Source organism: Nitrospira sp. (genome assembly GCA_029194535.1).
GTDB lineage: Bacteria > Nitrospirota > Nitrospiria > Nitrospirales > Nitrospiraceae > Nitrospira_C.
In genome coordinates this window covers 23,152-40,885 of record JARFXR010000001.1, presented here as the reverse complement: position 1 = coordinate 40,885, position 17,734 = coordinate 23,152, and the positions used below count along the sequence as shown (strand labels likewise).

At 63.1% G+C, this 17,734-nt stretch carries 9 protein-coding genes; 1 reads left to right on the top strand and 8 read right to left on the bottom strand.

Annotated elements, in window-relative coordinates:
* Window positions 1-82 precede the first annotated feature (82 nt).
* A complete protein-coding gene (locus P0111_00175) occupies window positions 83-838 on the top strand; it encodes a Crp/Fnr family transcriptional regulator (protein ID MDF0642416.1) in 756 nt (251 codons plus the stop codon).
* A 180-nt stretch (window positions 839-1,018) separates the two neighbouring features.
* Here the strand turns inward: P0111_00175 and P0111_00170 are convergent, their stop codons facing one another.
* From P0111_00170 to P0111_00135, 8 genes are all read right to left on the bottom strand, one after another.
* The gene (locus P0111_00170; protein MDF0642415.1) at window positions 1,019-3,163 is read right to left on the bottom strand and encodes a glycogen debranching N-terminal domain-containing protein; all 2,145 of its coding nucleotides are present in this window, start codon (window positions 3,161-3,163) and stop codon (window positions 1,019-1,021) included.
* Window positions 3,164-3,561: 398 nt separating this feature from the next.
* Window positions 3,562-3,894: a glycogen debranching enzyme N-terminal domain-containing protein gene (locus tag P0111_00165; protein MDF0642414.1), complete on the bottom strand. Its 333-nt coding sequence runs from the start codon at window positions 3,892-3,894 to the stop codon at window positions 3,562-3,564.
* Entirely contained in the window at window positions 3,891-5,747 is a 1,857-nt protein-coding gene (gene treZ / locus P0111_00160; GenBank protein ID MDF0642413.1) for a malto-oligosyltrehalose trehalohydrolase, read from the bottom strand. Before treZ ends, P0111_00165 begins: the two co-directional genes overlap by 4 nt.
* A 435-nt stretch (window positions 5,748-6,182) precedes the next feature.
* The gene (locus P0111_00155; GenBank protein ID MDF0642412.1) at window positions 6,183-10,670 is read right to left on the bottom strand and encodes a response regulator; all 4,488 of its coding nucleotides are present in this window, start codon (window positions 10,668-10,670) and stop codon (window positions 6,183-6,185) included.
* A gap of 97 nt (window positions 10,671-10,767) precedes the next feature.
* The gene (locus P0111_00150) at window positions 10,768-12,519 is read right to left on the bottom strand and encodes a response regulator (protein MDF0642411.1); all 1,752 of its coding nucleotides are present in this window, start codon (window positions 12,517-12,519) and stop codon (window positions 10,768-10,770) included.
* Between the two features lie 24 nt (window positions 12,520-12,543).
* Window positions 12,544-12,732 (bottom strand): hypothetical protein, encoded by a 189-nt coding sequence (locus P0111_00145; GenBank protein ID MDF0642410.1) that lies wholly within the window; start codon window positions 12,730-12,732, stop codon window positions 12,544-12,546.
* A gap of 545 nt (window positions 12,733-13,277) precedes the next feature.
* Window positions 13,278-16,190 carry a malto-oligosyltrehalose synthase gene (treY, locus tag P0111_00140; GenBank protein ID MDF0642409.1) on the bottom strand — a complete coding sequence of 971 codons (2,913 nt, stop codon included), beginning with the start codon at window positions 16,188-16,190 and terminating at the stop codon, window positions 13,278-13,280.
* 16 nt (window positions 16,191-16,206) lie between these two features.
* Window positions 16,207-17,448 carry a glucose-1-phosphate adenylyltransferase gene (locus tag P0111_00135; protein MDF0642408.1) on the bottom strand — a complete coding sequence of 414 codons (1,242 nt, stop codon included), beginning with the start codon at window positions 17,446-17,448 and terminating at the stop codon, window positions 16,207-16,209.
* Window positions 17,449-17,734: the final 286 nt, after the last annotated feature.

The window sequence follows — 17,734 nt, the reverse complement described above, 5'->3', positions numbered from 1 at the left end:
GATCAGGTCGCGAGACTAGGGGTTTGCCGAGTACAAGATGTGCGGGATCCCCAGGATAGTAAAAAATCGACGCCGGTGATCGATGACTACGGAACTAGCTAAGGATCTAGACGGGAAAATGGAACGGGATTATCTCGAATGCCGCAACGCCATACTGGCGGCGTTGCCGGAGGAGGAATTACGGCTGGTTCGTGAGTGGGGCCAGCGAGTCTCAATCCATGAAGGCAAAATCCTCCAGTCGGCCGGCACGGCATGCGAATGGCTATTCTTTCCGACGAGCGCCGCCCTGTCGCTGATGGCAGTGACTCAGGACGGCCTTTCGATCGAGACCGGGCTGATCGGCCAAGAGGGCATGGTCGGTCTCCTGCAGTTCTCCGGGTCTCGGAGTCAGCCGCTTGAATGCATGGTCCAGCACGGGGGAATGGCCTGCCAACTGTCGTCGTCGTCGGTGCGGCGGGCCCAACTGCCCATCCTGTATGAGCTCATCTTGCGCTACGCGGGATATCGGTTGGCGGAACTCGCGCAAACCGCGATTTGCAATAGATTTCACTTGGTACGTCAGCGGTTGAGCCGGTGGCTGCTGACGGCTCAGGATCGTACGGGCCGGCAGGAGTTGGAGTTTACCCAGGAAATGCTGTCAGCCATTGTGGGAGCCAGACGACCGGTGGTGACGTCCCTGATCGGAAGGATGCAGAGCGAAGGCCTGATTGAATATCGGCGAGGATGCCTGGTCATCCAGGATCGGCCGGGACTGGAGACGGCGTCATGCGAATGCTACGGTATTCTGCGCAACGCGTTGACCGAATATTTGCAGGGATTGCCCGTCCGGCATTCCTAGGAGTCTGTCCGAGTCATCCTTCGTGGCGCGGCGAGGGAGGTGCAGGTAGATGAGCGGCGCAAGGCTCAAAAGACCGGACGCGTAGTCGCTGGAATACGTTGAGGATTGTTTCGGGCCGAGCACGAGGCAGATCCCTGCAAATCGTTTGCTGCAGTAGAATGGCATGACTCGGACAGACTGCTAGGAGGGGGAAGTCACGATATCGACGGACAGGTCGCCGGCCACGCGGCTCACGTGCGTTTCCAGGATGCCGTCCCGATTGCGCTCGAAGCGCAGATCGACCGAACCCTTCCCGACCCGCAGCCGCCTGATCTCCGCGCGACGGACGAAGTCCGGAAGACTGGGACGCACGACTTCCAGCCGTTTCTCGAAGGCGTTGGGGGTCAGGCCCAGCGAGGTTTCGACCAGATAGGGCACGGAGCCGGCCGCCCAGGCCTGCGGGTGACAGGCCACCGGATAGCGGACCGGCACGCCGTATTCGCTGCGGGAGAATCCGGTGAAGAGTTCGGGCAGCCGGTGATCTTCGAATTCGATGGCGGCATCCAACAGTCCGACGAACAGACGCCGAGCCTCTTCATCGAATCCGTAGCGGCGGAACCCCGCCGCGATCAGCGAATTGTCGTGCGGCCACACGGTGCCGAGGTGGTAGCCCATCGGGTTGTATCGGCGTTCTTGGAGCGACAGAGTCCGGATCCCCCACCCGCTGAACATGTCCGGTTGCATCAGGCGCTTCACGACGCGGCCGGCATTCCGTTCGTCCACGATGCCGCTCCAGAGCGCCTGTCCGGCGTTGGAGGAAATCACGCCGCAGGGCCGGCGTCCCGCTTCCAGCGCCATGGCGTAGCATCCCTCGTCTTCCATCCAGAACTCCCGGTTGAAGCGTGCACGCAGGGCGTCCGCCTCCGCGCGCAGGCGGGTCGCTTGCCGCGGCTCCCCGTCTCGATCGAACAGTTCGGCGATCGAGGTCTTGGCGAGGTAGACATATCCCTGCACTTCCGCGAGGGCGATCGGCGGATGAGCCAGCCGTCCCTCGGAGGTCGTGATCGCGTCGCCGGAATCCTTCCACCCTTGGTTGAGCAGCCCGTTCTTCGTGTTCCCGGAGTAACTGACGTAGCCGTCCCCCGCTTCGTTGCCGTATCGCTCGATCCAGTCGAGCGCCCGCTCGACGGAGGGCCGGAGTTCCTGGAAGAGCGCGAGGTCTCCGGTCCATTGTGCGTGCCGGCTGAGCAGGATCAAGAAGAGGGGGGTGGCGTCGATCGTTCCGTAGTACGGCGTGTGGGGGATCTTGTTCATCCTCGCCAGCTCCCCGACGCGAAGCTCGTGCAGGATCTTGCCCGGCTGCTCATCGCGCCACTCGTTGACCTCGGCTCCCTGGTACCGCGCCAGGAGTCGCAGCGTGTCGGCGGGCGTTTCCGGCCAGAACGCCAACGCCTGCAGCGAGGCGATGAGACAGTCCCGCCCAAACAAGGTGGCGAACCATGGGATGCCCGCGGCGAAGAATTCGTGGCCCGCCAGCGAGGTTTTCAGCATCCGCAGGTCCATCAGCGAGCGGCGCATGACTCGGTTCACCAGCAGACTGTCGCTGTCGAATTCCGTTTCCGGTTTCGCCCGTTCGTCGCGGGCCGCCCGGATTTCGGGCAGATCGGCGGAGGAGCGGACATGCGCGACCGTCCGCGCGGAGGGGTTCTCGACTTCATCGATCTCCAGCGAGATCCGGAGCTGCTTGCTTTCGCTGGGCCGGAATTTGAGGCGAAACTCGACGGCGGCGCCCTTGATCATGGTGGGAAGCGGATCGAAGTGGATCGCCAAGCTTCTGAAGATCCCGTCTCCGCCTGTATAGGAAAACACCAGGCGCTTGTCGCGCCATCGCGGCCGCCACAGTTTACCCTTGGACTCCCGCACGATGCCGCGGATGGCGAAGACGTCTTCGAACCCCGCTCGAAAGCGCATCCGCAACGCGAACTCGACCGGCTCGAACCCGAAATTCTGAATGTCGAGTCGCTCGTGCAGGACGCAAGACTCGGCGTCGATGGTGCGTTCCCACTTGAGGCCGACGGTTTCTCGATCGATAATGCGGCCGTCGGAGGCCCGGAACTCGGGTGTGGTCAACTGAAAGACCGCCCGGGCCCCTTCCGACGAGCGGGCCGCCAGCGCCTCCGGATGCTCGTCCTCCACCATCAATTCATATCCGCTCAGGTAGCGGCAATCGTGATAATAGAGTCCGAAGCCGTGTCCCTTGGTCAACGGCACGTCGCCTTCCGGCGGCGACAGGAAAAACAGGTTGCCCTGCTTGATGACGACGGCTTTCGCAATGCTGTACGCCACGTGTGTGTATCCTCTCTTCGCGTCCCGGCGTTGAGTGCGGGGGAACCGGTCTGATCAGAGCGGTTCCCGGATCTGGTTCTCTCCCACGGGTCGGATGCGGTCCCGACGGTCCGGCCGGCCCTTGGTGACCGCCTTCACGAACCGCCGGTCCTGATTCTGCATGCCAGAGCCGCCCCCGAGAAGTCAATCGGCTGCGCTGTGCACACCGTACTGCGGATTGCCTTCAAACGCCAGCTGTTCCAACTTTGGTCATGGCCGGCGGATCGTTCCTGATGACAATCACGTTGACGGGCAACCGGTGCTCCGCGATGGCCCCGTTGTGGATACGGTTTCCGCGCTCTTCGTTCCGCCTGTTTCTGTCGGGCGGGGTCTGCATCGCCCCAATCGCCGGCTCCGATTTACGCATGCCTCGTCAGAGGTGGGCTCTCAGGACCTCCGCCACGCTCCAGGCCGGCGTCGACGCCTTGCTCGCCGTCTTGCTCGATCGTTTCATCCAGACGAGGAACGATCACGAGGCGACCGCATCCCGGGATATCGGAGCCGAATAGTCCATGGTAGCGGCGGCTGGCAATGCCGAGCCACAAGCGGGAGGCACAACCGCCGACCCGTTCGTCACCTGCCATTCTTTGGCGAGCCGAGACGACAGGACGTCCTGCGACGGCGTGGAACGAACCGGTTCGGGGGTCGTCATGGTCATAGGCATGCGCGACGTTGCGCTGAAGGATGGTCAAGATTTCGGCGGCTCCGACTTCGCGGCGACGAACAGCGTGGCGGTCGCGCCAGGCACCACCCATCCCCGTTCCGACAATGGATTGACGATGCCGGGCCCCCCATAGAGAGGATGATCGCTCGACCAGCGCAGGATCCACGACCCTCCCGCGACCGGAGCCAACAACGGTTCGGGTGCCGGGATCAACGGTAGATCCGCTCCGAGGTTGACCACCAGGAGGCGGTCCTCCTCCGAGTCCGTGAGGTGGCGCAGCACCAGCGCCTGTGGTCCGAGCACTGCGCCGTCGATGGCCCGGCGATCCTGACGGGACAGTACGACATCCTCTCGACGCAGGCGCAGCAAATCCTGATGGAGGCGATACTGCGCGGCATGGCGCACCCGTTCAGACAGATCCAGGCGCGAGCGTTCGAACGTGGCGAGATCTCCCGGGTCGGGCATCGCCTCCTGAGCCTCGACGGTGGCGTACGGAGGAAATGCGGACAAGAGCTTCTTGCGCCCTTCGCGGACTTTCGGCGCGAGTTCCGGCACGTGGTCGGCGAAAAAAAGGAACGGGGCGGACGCGGCGAATTCTTGGCCCATGAACAGCAAGGGCGTTTCCGGGGCGAGCAGGAACAGCGTCACCAGAGCCCGATACCGAGCCGGTGATGCGAACGCATGGATACGGTCGCCCAGCAGATGATTGGCGACCTGATCGTGATTTTGCAGATAGAAGATGAAGCTCTGGGCGGGCTCGTCCTTGACCGGCGTGCCTCTGGTCGTCGCCTTCCAGGCATCGCGTTGCCCCTGGTAGAGGAATCCCCGCTTGAGGACAGACAGCAGTTCCTGTGCGCTGCCTCGGTAGTCTGAATAGTAGGCCTCGCTCCGGCCCGACAGAGCCACACGGCAGGCATGGTGGAAATCGTCGCTCCAGATCCCGTCGAGTCCCCATCCGTTCCGCTCGACCGGATGAAGCGCCTCGATCCGTTGCGACTCGCACTCCGCGATCAAGACGATCGAGCGTCCCGGTGCCGCCGCCCTGGCACCTTCCGACAGTTCAGCCAAGATGTGGCGGGGCCCGGCGTCGTAGATGGCGTGGACCGCGTCCAAACGCAGGCCGTCCACATGAAACTCGTCGATCCAGTAACAGGCGTTCTGCAGGACGAAATCCCTCGCGCCGTGCGCGTTCGGTCCGTCGAAGTTGACCGCCTGTCCCCAATCGTTGGGGTGCCGGTTCGTCACATAGTCGTCGCTGTAGGCAGGCAGGTAATTGCCGTCGGGGCCGAAGTGGTTGTAGACCACGTCGAGGATGACACCGAGTTCCCGCTCATGCGCGGCGTCCACGAAGCGCTTCAAGGCTTCATGGTCGCCGTAGCGCCGGCAGGGGGCGAAGAGCGAAGCCCCGTCGTATCCCCAATTGAAGCGGCCGGGGAACTCGGCCAGCGGCATGAGTTCAATCAGCGTAATGCCGCAGCGCTTGAGTTCGTCCAGTTGGTCGGCCGCCGCATCGAGCGTGCCCTTCGGCGTGAACGTGCCGACATGAAGCTCATACAGTACTTGGCCTCGGAGCGTCACACCGCGCCAGCCGGAGGTACGCCAGGCATACGCGCGAGGGTCGACGATCAACGATGGGCCGTGCGGCCCTTCGGGTTGGAAACGGGAGCAGGGGTCGGGGAAGCTGTCCCCTCCGTCTAGGCGGTAGCGGTATGACATGCCGGCCACGCCGGCCGGTTCCCATCCGGAAAAATATCCGAGGGGGTCTTTCGTCAACGGCAAGCTCCGCCTCGTCCCTTCGAAGATCACGTCTACCTGTTCCCGCTTCGGGGCCCAGACGCGGAAGCAGACTCCATCTTCCCGCATTTGCGCTCCGAGCGTCATGGTCCATCTCCGAGCCGGCCGGCGTACAGAGGGGGCGGGCTTGTGAGGCGAAAGGGGTCGGGCCGAGGGCATCGATAGTCTCTGAGATAGTCTTTTAAGCCACGTGCTTCACGTGGTTTATGATGTAGCATTTGCAGCCGGCACTCAAGACTGGGGAAGACCCTAGCGGGCATCGTCCATGTCAGAGGTTGATTGCAGGCCCACATCCGACTGCTGAATCCCGGCTCTGCGGAGGCCTTCGAATTTTTCAAGTTCAAGGCCGAGTCCTTCATCCATCCCGATCTCCTTGAAAAAAGCCGATGAGGTGGAAAGGACGCGCAGGATCGACCGCAATGACCATGCCTCCGCAGGGAGAAAGACCAACGAGCGGGACCCCTAGAGACGATGGAAATACGATGATGGGAGAGACGGTAGAGTCGGTAGAAAGGTTGGTGATCAACCTTGGCTCATGTGACCGGCGGCGCCGGTCGTCTGGTGGACCTGAATGGCACCGTACAGCTCCTCGACCGCGGCTTCCTTGGTCAATAACGCGGCTGCGCCCGCCTGCTTCATGGCCTGATCGTTCTCGATGCCGGCATTGACCGACAGGCCGATGACGATCGTCTTCGGATGAGACGCCCTGATCCGTCTCGTGGCGTCGATTCCGTTCATCCTGGGCATGTTGACGTCCATGACGACAACGGACGGTTGCAGCCGATCTACGCAGGCAAGCGCTTCGAATCCGTCCCGAGCCTCGCCTACGATCTCGACGTCGGCATAGGTTTCGAGGACGCTGCGCAAACCCTGGCGGACCATCGCGTGATCGTCCACGAGCAGTACGCGGTGCGTCGCTGTCTGAAGCGGAACAAGGTCGGCAAAGCGGTTGGCCGGGAGCAGGTCATCCGATTTTGTCGCCCCATGAGAGATGGGCAAGCCGGTCGGTACGGCTCCGGCGTCGCGCTCGGCTGCCATGCCCACCGACTCAGCCCCATTCGACAACGGCAGGACCAGGCGGGCTCTCGTGCCCTTGCCGGGCTGCGAAATCAGGTCGAGCCTTCCGCCCAGCGCGGTCATCCGTTCCCGGATGCTGTACAGGCCGAACTTTGACGAAAGCGCCGTCGGTACCTCGACGGCAAAGGTCGCGTTGGGGTCGAACCCTTTTCCCTGGTCTCCAACTTCGACCAGCAAGGCTTCCTTCTGTCGCGCGATCGTCAGGCACGCCTGACCGGATTGACCATGCTTGGCCGCGTTGATCAGCAATTCGCGCACTGATTGAAAGAGCAGGACCGCTTGATCTTCAGCGAGGGCTACCTCTCCGACCCCTTCCGACTTCACGTCTACGTTCAAATTGTGCCGGTTCATTCTGTCGGCCAGCCAGTTGAGCGCCGGAACCAACCCGAACTCGTGAAGGACCGTAGGGGCCAGCTCGGCGACCAAGGTTCTCGTATAGGTCAGTGATTCGCTCAGCGCGTCCTGCGTCTGCTGGACCAGTTCCGCACCCTTGTCGTCCAGCCTCACCGTCCGCTTCAATTGTCCCAGATTCAAGCGGCACAGCACCAGCATTTGGGCGAGATGGTCGTGCAGTTCCAGGGCCATCCGCTTCCGCTCCCGTTGCTCGGCGAAGTTCAGCTCGGTCGCCATGGCCCGCAACCGTTTTTGCGACTGCAGCAGTTTGTTGGTGCGATCCGCGACCATCTGCTCCAACCGAGCGGCAAACGAACGGAGCCGGTCTTCGCTCTCCCGCAACCGCGTTTCAGCCATGCGCCGGTCGATGCCGGTGGCCAATGTTCCCCCGATCGCCTGGGCCAACGCGATCTGGTTTGCGTCCATGGTCCTGGGCCGATCGAAATACACCATGAACTTGCCGAGGAGCTTCCCGCCGTACGTCAGCGGCATGAAACTCAGAGCCCGGATTCCTTCCCGTTCGATCGCCGCCTTCATCGCCGGGTCGAGGGGCGTGTCGGCAATATCTCCGATGATGATCGGCCGGGGATCCGGCTCCTCCGCGCTCCAGGGAGAGTGCCCTTCCACGGCGCGCCGGTACCGGTCCGACAAGCCCCTCCAGGCCTTGAACCGGATGACGCCGTCGCCCTCGAAGAGCAGGATGGAAGCTCGATCGGCGCCGAGGGCCTGGACGATCGAGTCGAGCGCCCGCTCGTACAGCTGGGGCAGCGCGTCGGCATGGTTGACCGCTTCGGCCAATTCAAAGAGCAGGCGCAGTTGCCGGCTGCGCACGAGCAACTCCTCCTGGGCCTGTTTGCGCTCGGTAGTGTCGGTCGCGACGCCGATGACCTGCTTCACTCGGCCGTCCGTATCGCGTTCGAACGCGGTCGCTCTCGACAGCAGCCAGCGATACGAGCCGTCCGCATGTCGGATACGGTGCTCGTGCTCCAAGGCCTCTCCTTCGGCGGTTCGGTCGAATCGCGCGAACCATTCAAGCGTCCCCTGCAGGTCGTCTGGATGGACGATCTGATCGATCAATTCGCCGGGTACCGCATGAATCTGCGCGGAGCTGTAGCCGAGCACGGAGTCGATGCGTTTGTTGGAGTAGATGTTGCGGCCTTCGCGGATGTCGTAGACGAACAGGATGTCCGGCGTAGCCGCCGCCATGCGCTCCAGGAAGAGCTTGCTGCGGGCGAGCTCTCCCTGCATGTCTCGGCGTACGCGCGCCAATTGATAGTGGCTCTCGACCCGGGCCAGCAGTTCCCGCGCGCTGAAGGGTTTGATGAGATAGTCATCCGCGCCGTGGGCCAATCCTTCGATGCGGGATTCTTCGCCCGCCCTGGCGGACAGCAGAATGATCGGAATGGCTCTGGTGGAAGGATCATCGCGCAGCGCGCGTACCAATCCGAACCCGTCGAGCCTGGGCATCATGACGTCGCTCAAAATCACGTCGGGCGGGCGGGCCTGTGCGGCGGCCAACGCGGCGGCTCCATCGGTCACGGCCTCCACCTCGAATCGTCGATCCAGTAGTCGGGTGAGGTATGCCCGCATATCGGCATTGTCGTCGGCCAACAGCACGCGAGGCCGCGACTGCTCGGATGCTCCATCCGCCTCCGCCTCCGGCTCCGGTTCCGATGCGTGCCGATCGACGCCGGTCTCGGCCGGGAGCCAGCGCAACGCCTCCTCCAGGTAGAGATCGGTCTTTGCGCCGGTCGGCTCACGATGACGGGCCGGTCTCACTTGGTCCGCCGGCAAATGGGCGGTGCCGAAGGGGACTCTGACCGTAAATACGGATCCTTCGGCGACAATGCTGGTGACGGTCAGTGAACCGCCGTGCTGCTGCACGAGCTGTTTGACCAAGGCGAGGCCGATCCCGCTGCCTTCGATCGTTCGCCCTCCCCCGCCCTGCACGCGATGAAACCGCTCGAAGATTTTCGGCAATTCTTCGTCGGGGATCCCGACGCCCGTGTCGCGGACGTCCAGGACTGCAGCCGGCCCGTCTTGATGCAAGACGACGGTGATGCTCCCTCGCAGCGTGAATTTGAACGCGTTGGACAACAGATTCAGCACGATCTTCTCCCACATCTCCCGATCGACATAGATCGGCTCGGACAGCGTCCGGCAATCCACCGTGAACCTGAGGTGCGCCCGTTCGACGGCGGACCGGAACACGGCGGTGAGCTGGGCGGTCAATGCCGCCAGATCGGTTGGCTCGTAGTGGGCCTGGGTCCGGCCCGCTTCGATCCTGGAAAAATCGAGCAGGGCATTGACCAGTTTGAGCAGGCGCCGGCTGTTACGGTAGGCGAGGCCGAGGCGATCACGATGGACGGGAGCCAGGGGAGTGCGCCGGTCGTCCAGGCTGTCCCGCAAGGGCTCGAGCATCAGCGTGAGCGGCGTGCGGAACTCGTGACTCACGTTGGAAAAGAACGCCGTCTTGGCCCGATCCAATTCGGCCAGTGATTCCGCGCGCCTGGTTTCCTCTTCCAGCGCCCGGGCGCTGGCGATCGCGCTGCCGATCTGACCGGCGATCAGAACCAGGAAACCGCGGTAACCGGCGTCCAGCACACGTTGGGGATTGAGACCCGCGATGAGGAATCCGGCCGCCTGGGTCAGCCCCGGTGTGGCGATCGGTAATATAAGCGCCGTTTGGGGGGATTCGGGCCGGACTTTCTGCAAGCACGATCCGAAACGCTCCTTCAGGTTCGAGACGAGTTGGCCGCCTCCGGTCTCAAATACACTGCGTAGAGGCCAGGTCGTCGACTCCGCCGCATCACCCATGTCGATCCGCTGCGGAGTGGCCGATGCGCCGACGGCCAGGCCCGTCGCGGCGATCAACCGGGCGCGCCGTCCGCCGCCGTCGAGCAGATACAGCAAGGCAAAAGGCAGATCCGCGCGATCGGCGTCCAGGCTGTGGACGGCGGCGATGCAGGCTCCTTCGTCCGACTTGACATCGACGAGCGCACGGCCGAGGTCGCGAAGGGTGCGCAGCCGTCGCTCGCCCACGACCCGTTCGGTGGTTTCGGTGACGGCGCAAAAAACGCCGCCGATCGATCCGGCGTCGTTCCGGATGGGACTGAATGAAAACGTGAAATAGCATTCCTCGCGCGGCAGACTGCGTTTCAGCACGAGGAGGAGGTCTTCCGACCAGGTGGCGTCTCCGGTCGCGAACACGCTGTCCGACATGGGGCCGATGATGTGCCAAATTTCCTTCCAGTATTCCTGCAGCGGTCGGCCCAACGCCCTGGGGTGCTTCGGGAAGCCGTAGATCGGAATGTACGCGTCGTTATAAAAGGTCGTGCAGGCGGAGCGGCCCCACCACATAATAATCGGATAGCGGGAGCCGAGGCAGATACTCACGGCGGTCTTGAGGCTTTGGGGCCAATCGACCGCCGGTCCCACCGCGGTCGTGGCCCAGTCGAAGGCGCGCACGCGCCGGCCCATTTCCCCGCCGCCGTCGAGAAAGTCCAAAGGGCTCGTCGTGTGCCGACCCGGTTCGCTCATGATCGACTATCCGTTGTCTTCTGTCTTCGCCTGAAACCGCGGCAGCCCTGGGGTACTTCCGGCCCGTCCTGCGGAGGCTTGTGCCGCCGCAGATCCCTCAAGACAGCCGTTCCGGCCGGACCGGGCCCTCCGGGCGGCCGGACCGTCCCGCGGCGAGGATGATCTCGTGGAGATGCTCGGCCGCTGCATCCTTGGATACGAAGGTCGTCGCGCCGGCCGCCGTGATCGCCTCCCGCGTGTGCGGCTGATTATCGATAGAGAGGCCGATGACCGGAGTGTCCGGCCAATCCTGCTTGATTCGCTTGGTCGCTTCGATGCCGTTCATCCACGGCATGTTGATGTCCATCAGGACGAGATCCGGGGCCAGTTCAGCCACCTTCGCCACCGCCTCGCGGCCGTCTCCCGCCTCGCCGACGACCGCGAGGTCGGGAAAGCCATCCAAAATGACCTTGAGGCTCCGGCGGACCATGACGTGATCATCGACCAACAGCACGCGGATGCGATGGGCATGACCCTCCGGCGATGGATCAGACACAAGAGAGGGAGGCTCCGCGGACTGCAACCGGCGGTCCGCCTGCTTGGGCTCGGGGCTCGCCGGCAACGGCAGGCTGAGCGTGGCGGTGGTTCCCGCGCCCGGCGCGCTCGTGACATTGAACCATCCGCCCATCGCCTGCATGCGCTCCCGGACGCTGAACAGCCCGAAGTGCGAGCCGGCCGGTTTGGATTCCGGCGCGTCCGGGGTGAATCCCCGTCCCTGGTCCTGCACCTCAATGTGAAGACGGCCTGATTCCTCGACCTCGAGATTCAGCGTGGCGCGGTCGGTACCCGCGTGTTTCGCGACGTTGAGCAGCAGCTCGCGCACGGACTGGAAAAGCAAGACCGACTGATCGTCGAGTAACGCGACCTTGTCGGTTCCCAGCTTTACGTTGACCTTCAACCCGTGGAGCGGCTTCTCGCTCGCGAGCCACGAGAGCGCCGCCGGAAGGCCAAGCTCGTCGAGCACGGGCGGGCTCAGTTTTGCCATCAGGGACCTGGTGTAATCGGCGGCCCTCTTGAACAGGTCGTCGATTTCGGTCACGAGCGGGTCAATCTGATCCCTAAGCTGATCCCCAAGGGCCGGTTTCGAGCGGAGCTGCGCGACCTTCATCTGCCCTAGCGCGAGCATCTGGGCGAGATGGTCGTGCAACTCGGCGGCCAGGCGCTTGCGCTCGCGCTGCTCGGCCAGCGTCAGCTCGGACGCCAACGCCTGGAGCCGGTCGTGCGAGGCGGCGATGTCGCGCGTCCGCTCCGCGACCCGCTGCTCCAATTCGCTGTTCAGCCGCAGCAGGGCCTCTTCCGCGCCCTTGCGCTGCTCGAGCTCGAGTTCGAGGGAATGGTTGGCCGCGCGCAATTCGGCCGTGCGCGCGGCGATCCTGAGCGCCAACTCCTCGTTGAGGGTTACGACGGACTGCCGGGCGGCTGCGTGCTCCTCGCGGAGCCGGCGTTGCTCGAGCGCGTGGCGCACCGACTCGCCCAAACGGCCCAAGCGGTCCTTCAGGAGATAATCGGCGGCGCCCGCCCGCATCAGGGCCACGGCGTCCTCGTCGCCGATGGCGTGCGAGACGATGATGAAAGGAATCCCGTCTCCGTGTTCCTGCGTCAGCCGCAAGGCTTCCGCCGAGCTGAACTGCGGCAGGTTGTGATCGTAAATGATGATCTCCGGCCGGTGCTGGGCAAGGCCCTGCATGAAGGCTTCGCGGTCGGTCACGGGCAGACAATGGGGCTCGTAGCCGCTCTTCTTGAGCTCCCGAACGACCAACTCGACGTGGGCCGCGTCATCTTCGACGATCAGCAAATTGAACGGTGCCATGTCCCGTGCTCCTCTCGCCTGAGATTAGTACGGTTGGTGCTGCGCCGAGAGTTCGGCCGGGACCTGATTCAAGAGGATCCAATACATGCCCAATTGCCGGATCGCCCCGTTGAATTGAGAGAAGTCGACCGGCTTGACCGCATAGCTGTTGGCTCCAAGATCGTGATTGCGGATCAGGTCCTGTTCCTCCCGCGAGGAGGTTCGGCCCACCACGGGAATGTTCTTGGCGTCGGAGGTCGGCTTTGCACGGTTGAAGAATCTCGAGGCCGTCCATCCTGTCCTCGGCCCAGGTGAGGCCTCCGTGCCGATGCACGAATGCCCACCGCAGCGCCGTCGCGCACGGCGCCCACAGAACCGCGATGCCGTATCGGTGAAGGACAGATTGATCCGCAATGCCGTCTGATCGCCGCATGTCGCATCCTTGTCAAAAGTGATTGGAATTGCGAATAAAGTATAGGCTGACGAATGGAGTTAGATGCCCTAGGCAGCCCCCTAGTTCTTCGAGGGATCCGGAACGTGGCAGTTCACGACAAGACTCGGAACCATCTGCGTGTAGACCGCTCATTCCCAACCGGGAGCGATACAGTCAACCCGCAATCGGCTTTCGTACATCCAAGGAAATCGATTCGGATCGAGGACGCGCCGAATGATGTCCACCACGCTCTTGGCCCGTCGGTAGGGCTTGCGAGAAGCGTGGGGGCGAATGCATTGCCGACCGATGTTCGTACGTCATCCGTTGCAGTGGGATCACCGGAGGTTCAGGAGAGGCGCTCCAGCATCGCCACCGGGCAATGACCGAAGACTTGGCTCAATGGGAGGACGCGGCGGCTACTGACCGACTCGGTTGCGAAGATTTCTCCGGTGAGAACATGACGGTACTCGCCGAGCGTCGGCCATGGGGGCACCGCTACCCAACTGTCTTCCCAAATGGAAGGTCCGATTGGGAGCTGTTTCTCATCCGGAGCCAAGGTGACAACCAGGCGAGGCACGACGGTCATCACGGCCTGCTGGTCGCGTACGCGGGCGAAGGCGCAGAGGTGCTGTTTCTTGTTGCCGCCGCATTCAAGCGGCAGGTAGTCGCCCAGTTGAAACAGCTCGGGACGATGCCTGCGCTGTTCCAGCCCGAGCATCAGGGTGAGCAGCTTCACTCGCCCGTCCTCCGGCTGCTCGAAGAGGGAGCGCACAAACGCCGCGCGGTCCGACCCGATCCGCTCGATCGTGGCGCGCAACTCGTCAAGGGCCGAAGCTCTGGCCGCATAATCCACCGGGCCGCGGTTGTCCGGGTCGACCAGGTGGAAATTCCACGTCTCGGCTCCCTGGTACAAGTCGGGAACCCCAGGGGCCGTAATCTTGAGCAGAACCTGTGCGATCGAATTGTAGAGGCCGTAGTGTGCCACCCGGGCTTGGAACGGCAGGAAATCTTCCAGAAAGCGGTTGGCTGGGATGCGGTCCAGTATGGTCTCGATGAAGCGCTGGAGCGCCTGGTCATAGGTCGGGTTGGGATTGACCCAGCTGCTGTGGACCTTCGCTTCGTGCACGGCTTTGTGCATGTAGCGCTGAATGCGGTCGCAGAAGTTCCGATGGGCCTCGTCGGTGAGCGGCTCAAGAGGCCACGCGCCGATCAACGTCTGATACAGGAGATACTCGTCGTTGCGGTCGGGCATTCGCTCTCCGTCGATTTCCCGCCGATGCGCGCGGTTCAACCGGCTCCATCGGCCGATCCGCGATTTCCATTCCTGAGGCAACTCAGACAGCACATTGATTCGTGCGCGCACGTCTTCGCTCCGCTTGGTGTCGTGAGTGGACGATGCCGACAGACCGTGTGGCCAGCGGGCTTGTCGCTCCCTCATGCGCCAGTGGAATTCTTCGACCGACAGGCCGAACTGATCCGGGTCACCGCCGACCTCGTTGAGCGAGATGAGCCGATGATAGCGGTAGTACACCGTGTCCTCGACCCCCTTGGCGGTGACCGGGCTGGTGGTCTGCTGAAACTTCATGACGAACCGCATCTGTTCCTCGCGGTCCTCAGGTGTCCTGGCGTCCCCCTGTTTGAGGAGCAGCGAACGGATAAAATCGAAGACCTGCCCATCGATCGCCGGATTGCGCCGCTTGGCCCGGGCGACGGCCATGTGGATGTAGGCTCGGTCACGGTCCGAGACGGGTTCCGGCCCGTCGGTAATGTAGGTTCGATAGACCGGAAAGCAGGCGATGATTTCCCGAATGGCATGCGTCAGGCTGTTCAAGGTGAAGTCCCGCGACCGGCGATCGCGCTCCGATAGGACATTGAGCTGATGTCCCAGGACGTTGATCTCGCTCGACATCGACACCTGCATGATCAGCTGTTTGCCGCCATAGACCAGGTCCTGGTATGCGTCCTCACGGCCGACGACCCTGTCGTAGATGTCCGTAAACGGTCGTTTGTGGTCGACGGCGACGAACAGGCCGTTGACGTCGTTGAGAAATTCGTAGCCGGTCGTGCCGTGAACGGGCCAGGTGTCGGGCAGCGATTCGTCGCGGCCGAGAATCTTTTCGACGACGATATAGAGAGGGGATGCGCCGAGATCGCCGTCGTCCCGCTCTGTCAGCTCACGCAGATGCCGGAGATACCGGCCGGGATCATAGAGACCGTCCACATGATCGATGCGGCATCCCCGCACGATCCCTTGCCGGATCAGACGAAGCAGCAGCTGGTGCGCCTCTTGAAACACCGCCTCATCTTCCACGCGGATGGCGGCCAGCTCATTGATGTCGAAGAAGCGGCGATAGTTGATTTCTTCCGACGCCACCTTCCACGACGCGAGCCGATACGCTTGGTCGTCCAGCAGTCGGTCCAGCAGATCGAAGCTCTCCGGCCGGTCTCGTTCCCCGTTGAAGAGGCGGAGATTCTCCATCACGAACGTCCGCACCAACGGGTGGTCTCCCAGCAGCACCGCGAGCCGTTTCTTGATGACCTCCTTCTCGCGGCTGCGTTCCTCGATCACTCTCGGGTCTCGCTCGTCCGGCCCCGGGAGATTTTTCAGAGCCGTGACGATGCTCTCCAGTTCCATCACCGGCATGTCCTGCTCGCCCTCGCGGACCAATTTGTCGAGTTGATACGACAGGAAGCCGACCCAGGTCTTGGGCGCCAACGGCAATTCATGGTCGCCGTAGCGCAGCAGGAACGCACCTTCCTCATAGGCGATCTGAATCTCCCGCCGTTCGAGCACCGCGCCGTATTGGTCGGCCAGGATCGGCAGCAAGACTTTGTTCTCCAGTTCGCGCTTGATGGGATGCCAGTCGATATCGAACGCGGAGGCATAGCGGGAGCCGGGGCCGTTCTCGAGGACGTCGCGCCACCAGCCGTTCAGGGTTTTGCCGATTCCCATGTGATTGGGGACGGTGTCGATCACGAGACCTAAGTCGTGCGAGCGAACGGTTTCGACGAACCGAGTGAAGTCCTCCTCGGTGCCGAGATCGGGATTTAGGACGGCGGGGTTGATGACGTCGTAGCCGTGCTCGCTGCCGGGCATCGCCCGGTTGATCGGAGAGAGGTAACAGTCGCTGATGCCGAGCGCGCGCAGATAGGGCACCACCTCGCCGGCCTGGGCAAATGTGAAGCCGCGATGCAATTGCAGCCGGTAGGTGGCCAGAGGCAAAGGCAAAGGCAAGGGCAACGGGATGGGCGACGGCATGATGTCACGTCCGGCGTCATGAGGCCTGGCGAAGCCGTCCGGGTTCCATGTTGACCGAGGGATGCGGCAGCACGACCAGGCCGGATTCCGATATGTGGAAGCGTGCGGCGTCCCGCTCCGGCTCATAGCCGATGCGGCTGCGGCCGGGAATCACGGCGCCGCGGTCGGCGATGACGCGGCGCAGCCGGGCTTGCGGGCCCACATGCACGTCGTCGAGGAGCACGCACTCTTCGAGTCGCGCGCCCCGTTCGATGCGGACCCCTCGTCCGATGACCGATCGCCGGATGTCGGCTTCGACGCTTTGACTGGATTGTCCGATCATCGAATCGTCGATGCGGCTGCGGATCAACGAAGGCATCGGTCCATCATATCGGCCGGAGATGATCGGCCACTCGGCGTTGCGTAGATCCAGGATCGGCGCTTCGCCGAGCAGATCCATGTTCGCTTGCCAGTAGGCATCCAAGGTGCCGACATCGCGCCAGTAGCCCCGTTCTTCAGAGGAGCGAAGCCCCGGGATCCGGTTGTCGGATAGGTCATACGTGTGGACCAGATGGTCGATCAGCAGATCCGGCACGATATTGCGCCCGAAGTCGTGCGGACCTTCGCGGGATGCGTCGCGTTTCAGCAGCGGAACCAGGGTCTCGGTGTTGAAGAGGTAATTGCCCATGGAGGACAGCGCGTAGCCGTCGCGGGCCGGCATGGGTTTGGGGTGGGCCGGCTTCTCCTGGAACCCGATCATCCGTCCGCTCTCGTCGGTTTCGACGATGCCGAATCCGGCGGCTGCCTCCACCGGGACGGGCAGCACGGCGACGGTGACATCTGCCGCCGTTTCGAGATGGCGACTCACCATCTGGCCGATGTCCATTCGGTAGATGTGGTCCGCGCCGAAGACCGCGATCACGTCCGGTCGAAAATCCGCAATGAGGTTGAGATTTTGGTAGACGGCGTCCGCCGTGCCTTCGTACCACCCTTCGCGGGCCCGCATCTGCGGCGGCACCACGCTGACGAAATTGTCTCTGTTCCGGCCGCCGATCTGCCACCCGTTGCGCAGGTGTTCAATCAGCGATTGCGAGCGGTATTGCACCAGGACATGCAGCGCGGTGATGCCGGAATTGACGAAATTGCTGAGGACAAAATCCACGATCCGATAGGTCCCGCCGAATGGGACCGCCGGTTTACTACGCACCTCGGTCAAGGGAAACAGCCGCGAGCCCTTGCCGCCGGCCATGATCATGCCCAGTACACGCGTCGATTTCATAAGTCGTGCCCCGCTGGTTCCTCCGACACGGAGAGCGCGCCGGTCATCCGGCACCATAGCAAGCTGTTGGGTGATCGCCTAACTGGGAAATACCCTTGGCTATCGGGCGCGTGTTCCGGTATCTTGTGTCCGCAGGGAGGCAGGGACCTCCCGCTCGTCTCGAGATGCGGTGTTGTTATGATCTGGTCGCCGGATGCAGAGGCCTAGGGAATTTCCGAGTAGGCTTCGCGTGAGGCGGCGACGAAGATGAGCCTCGCAGTCGTGGAATGATGCATCGGTAGGAGCC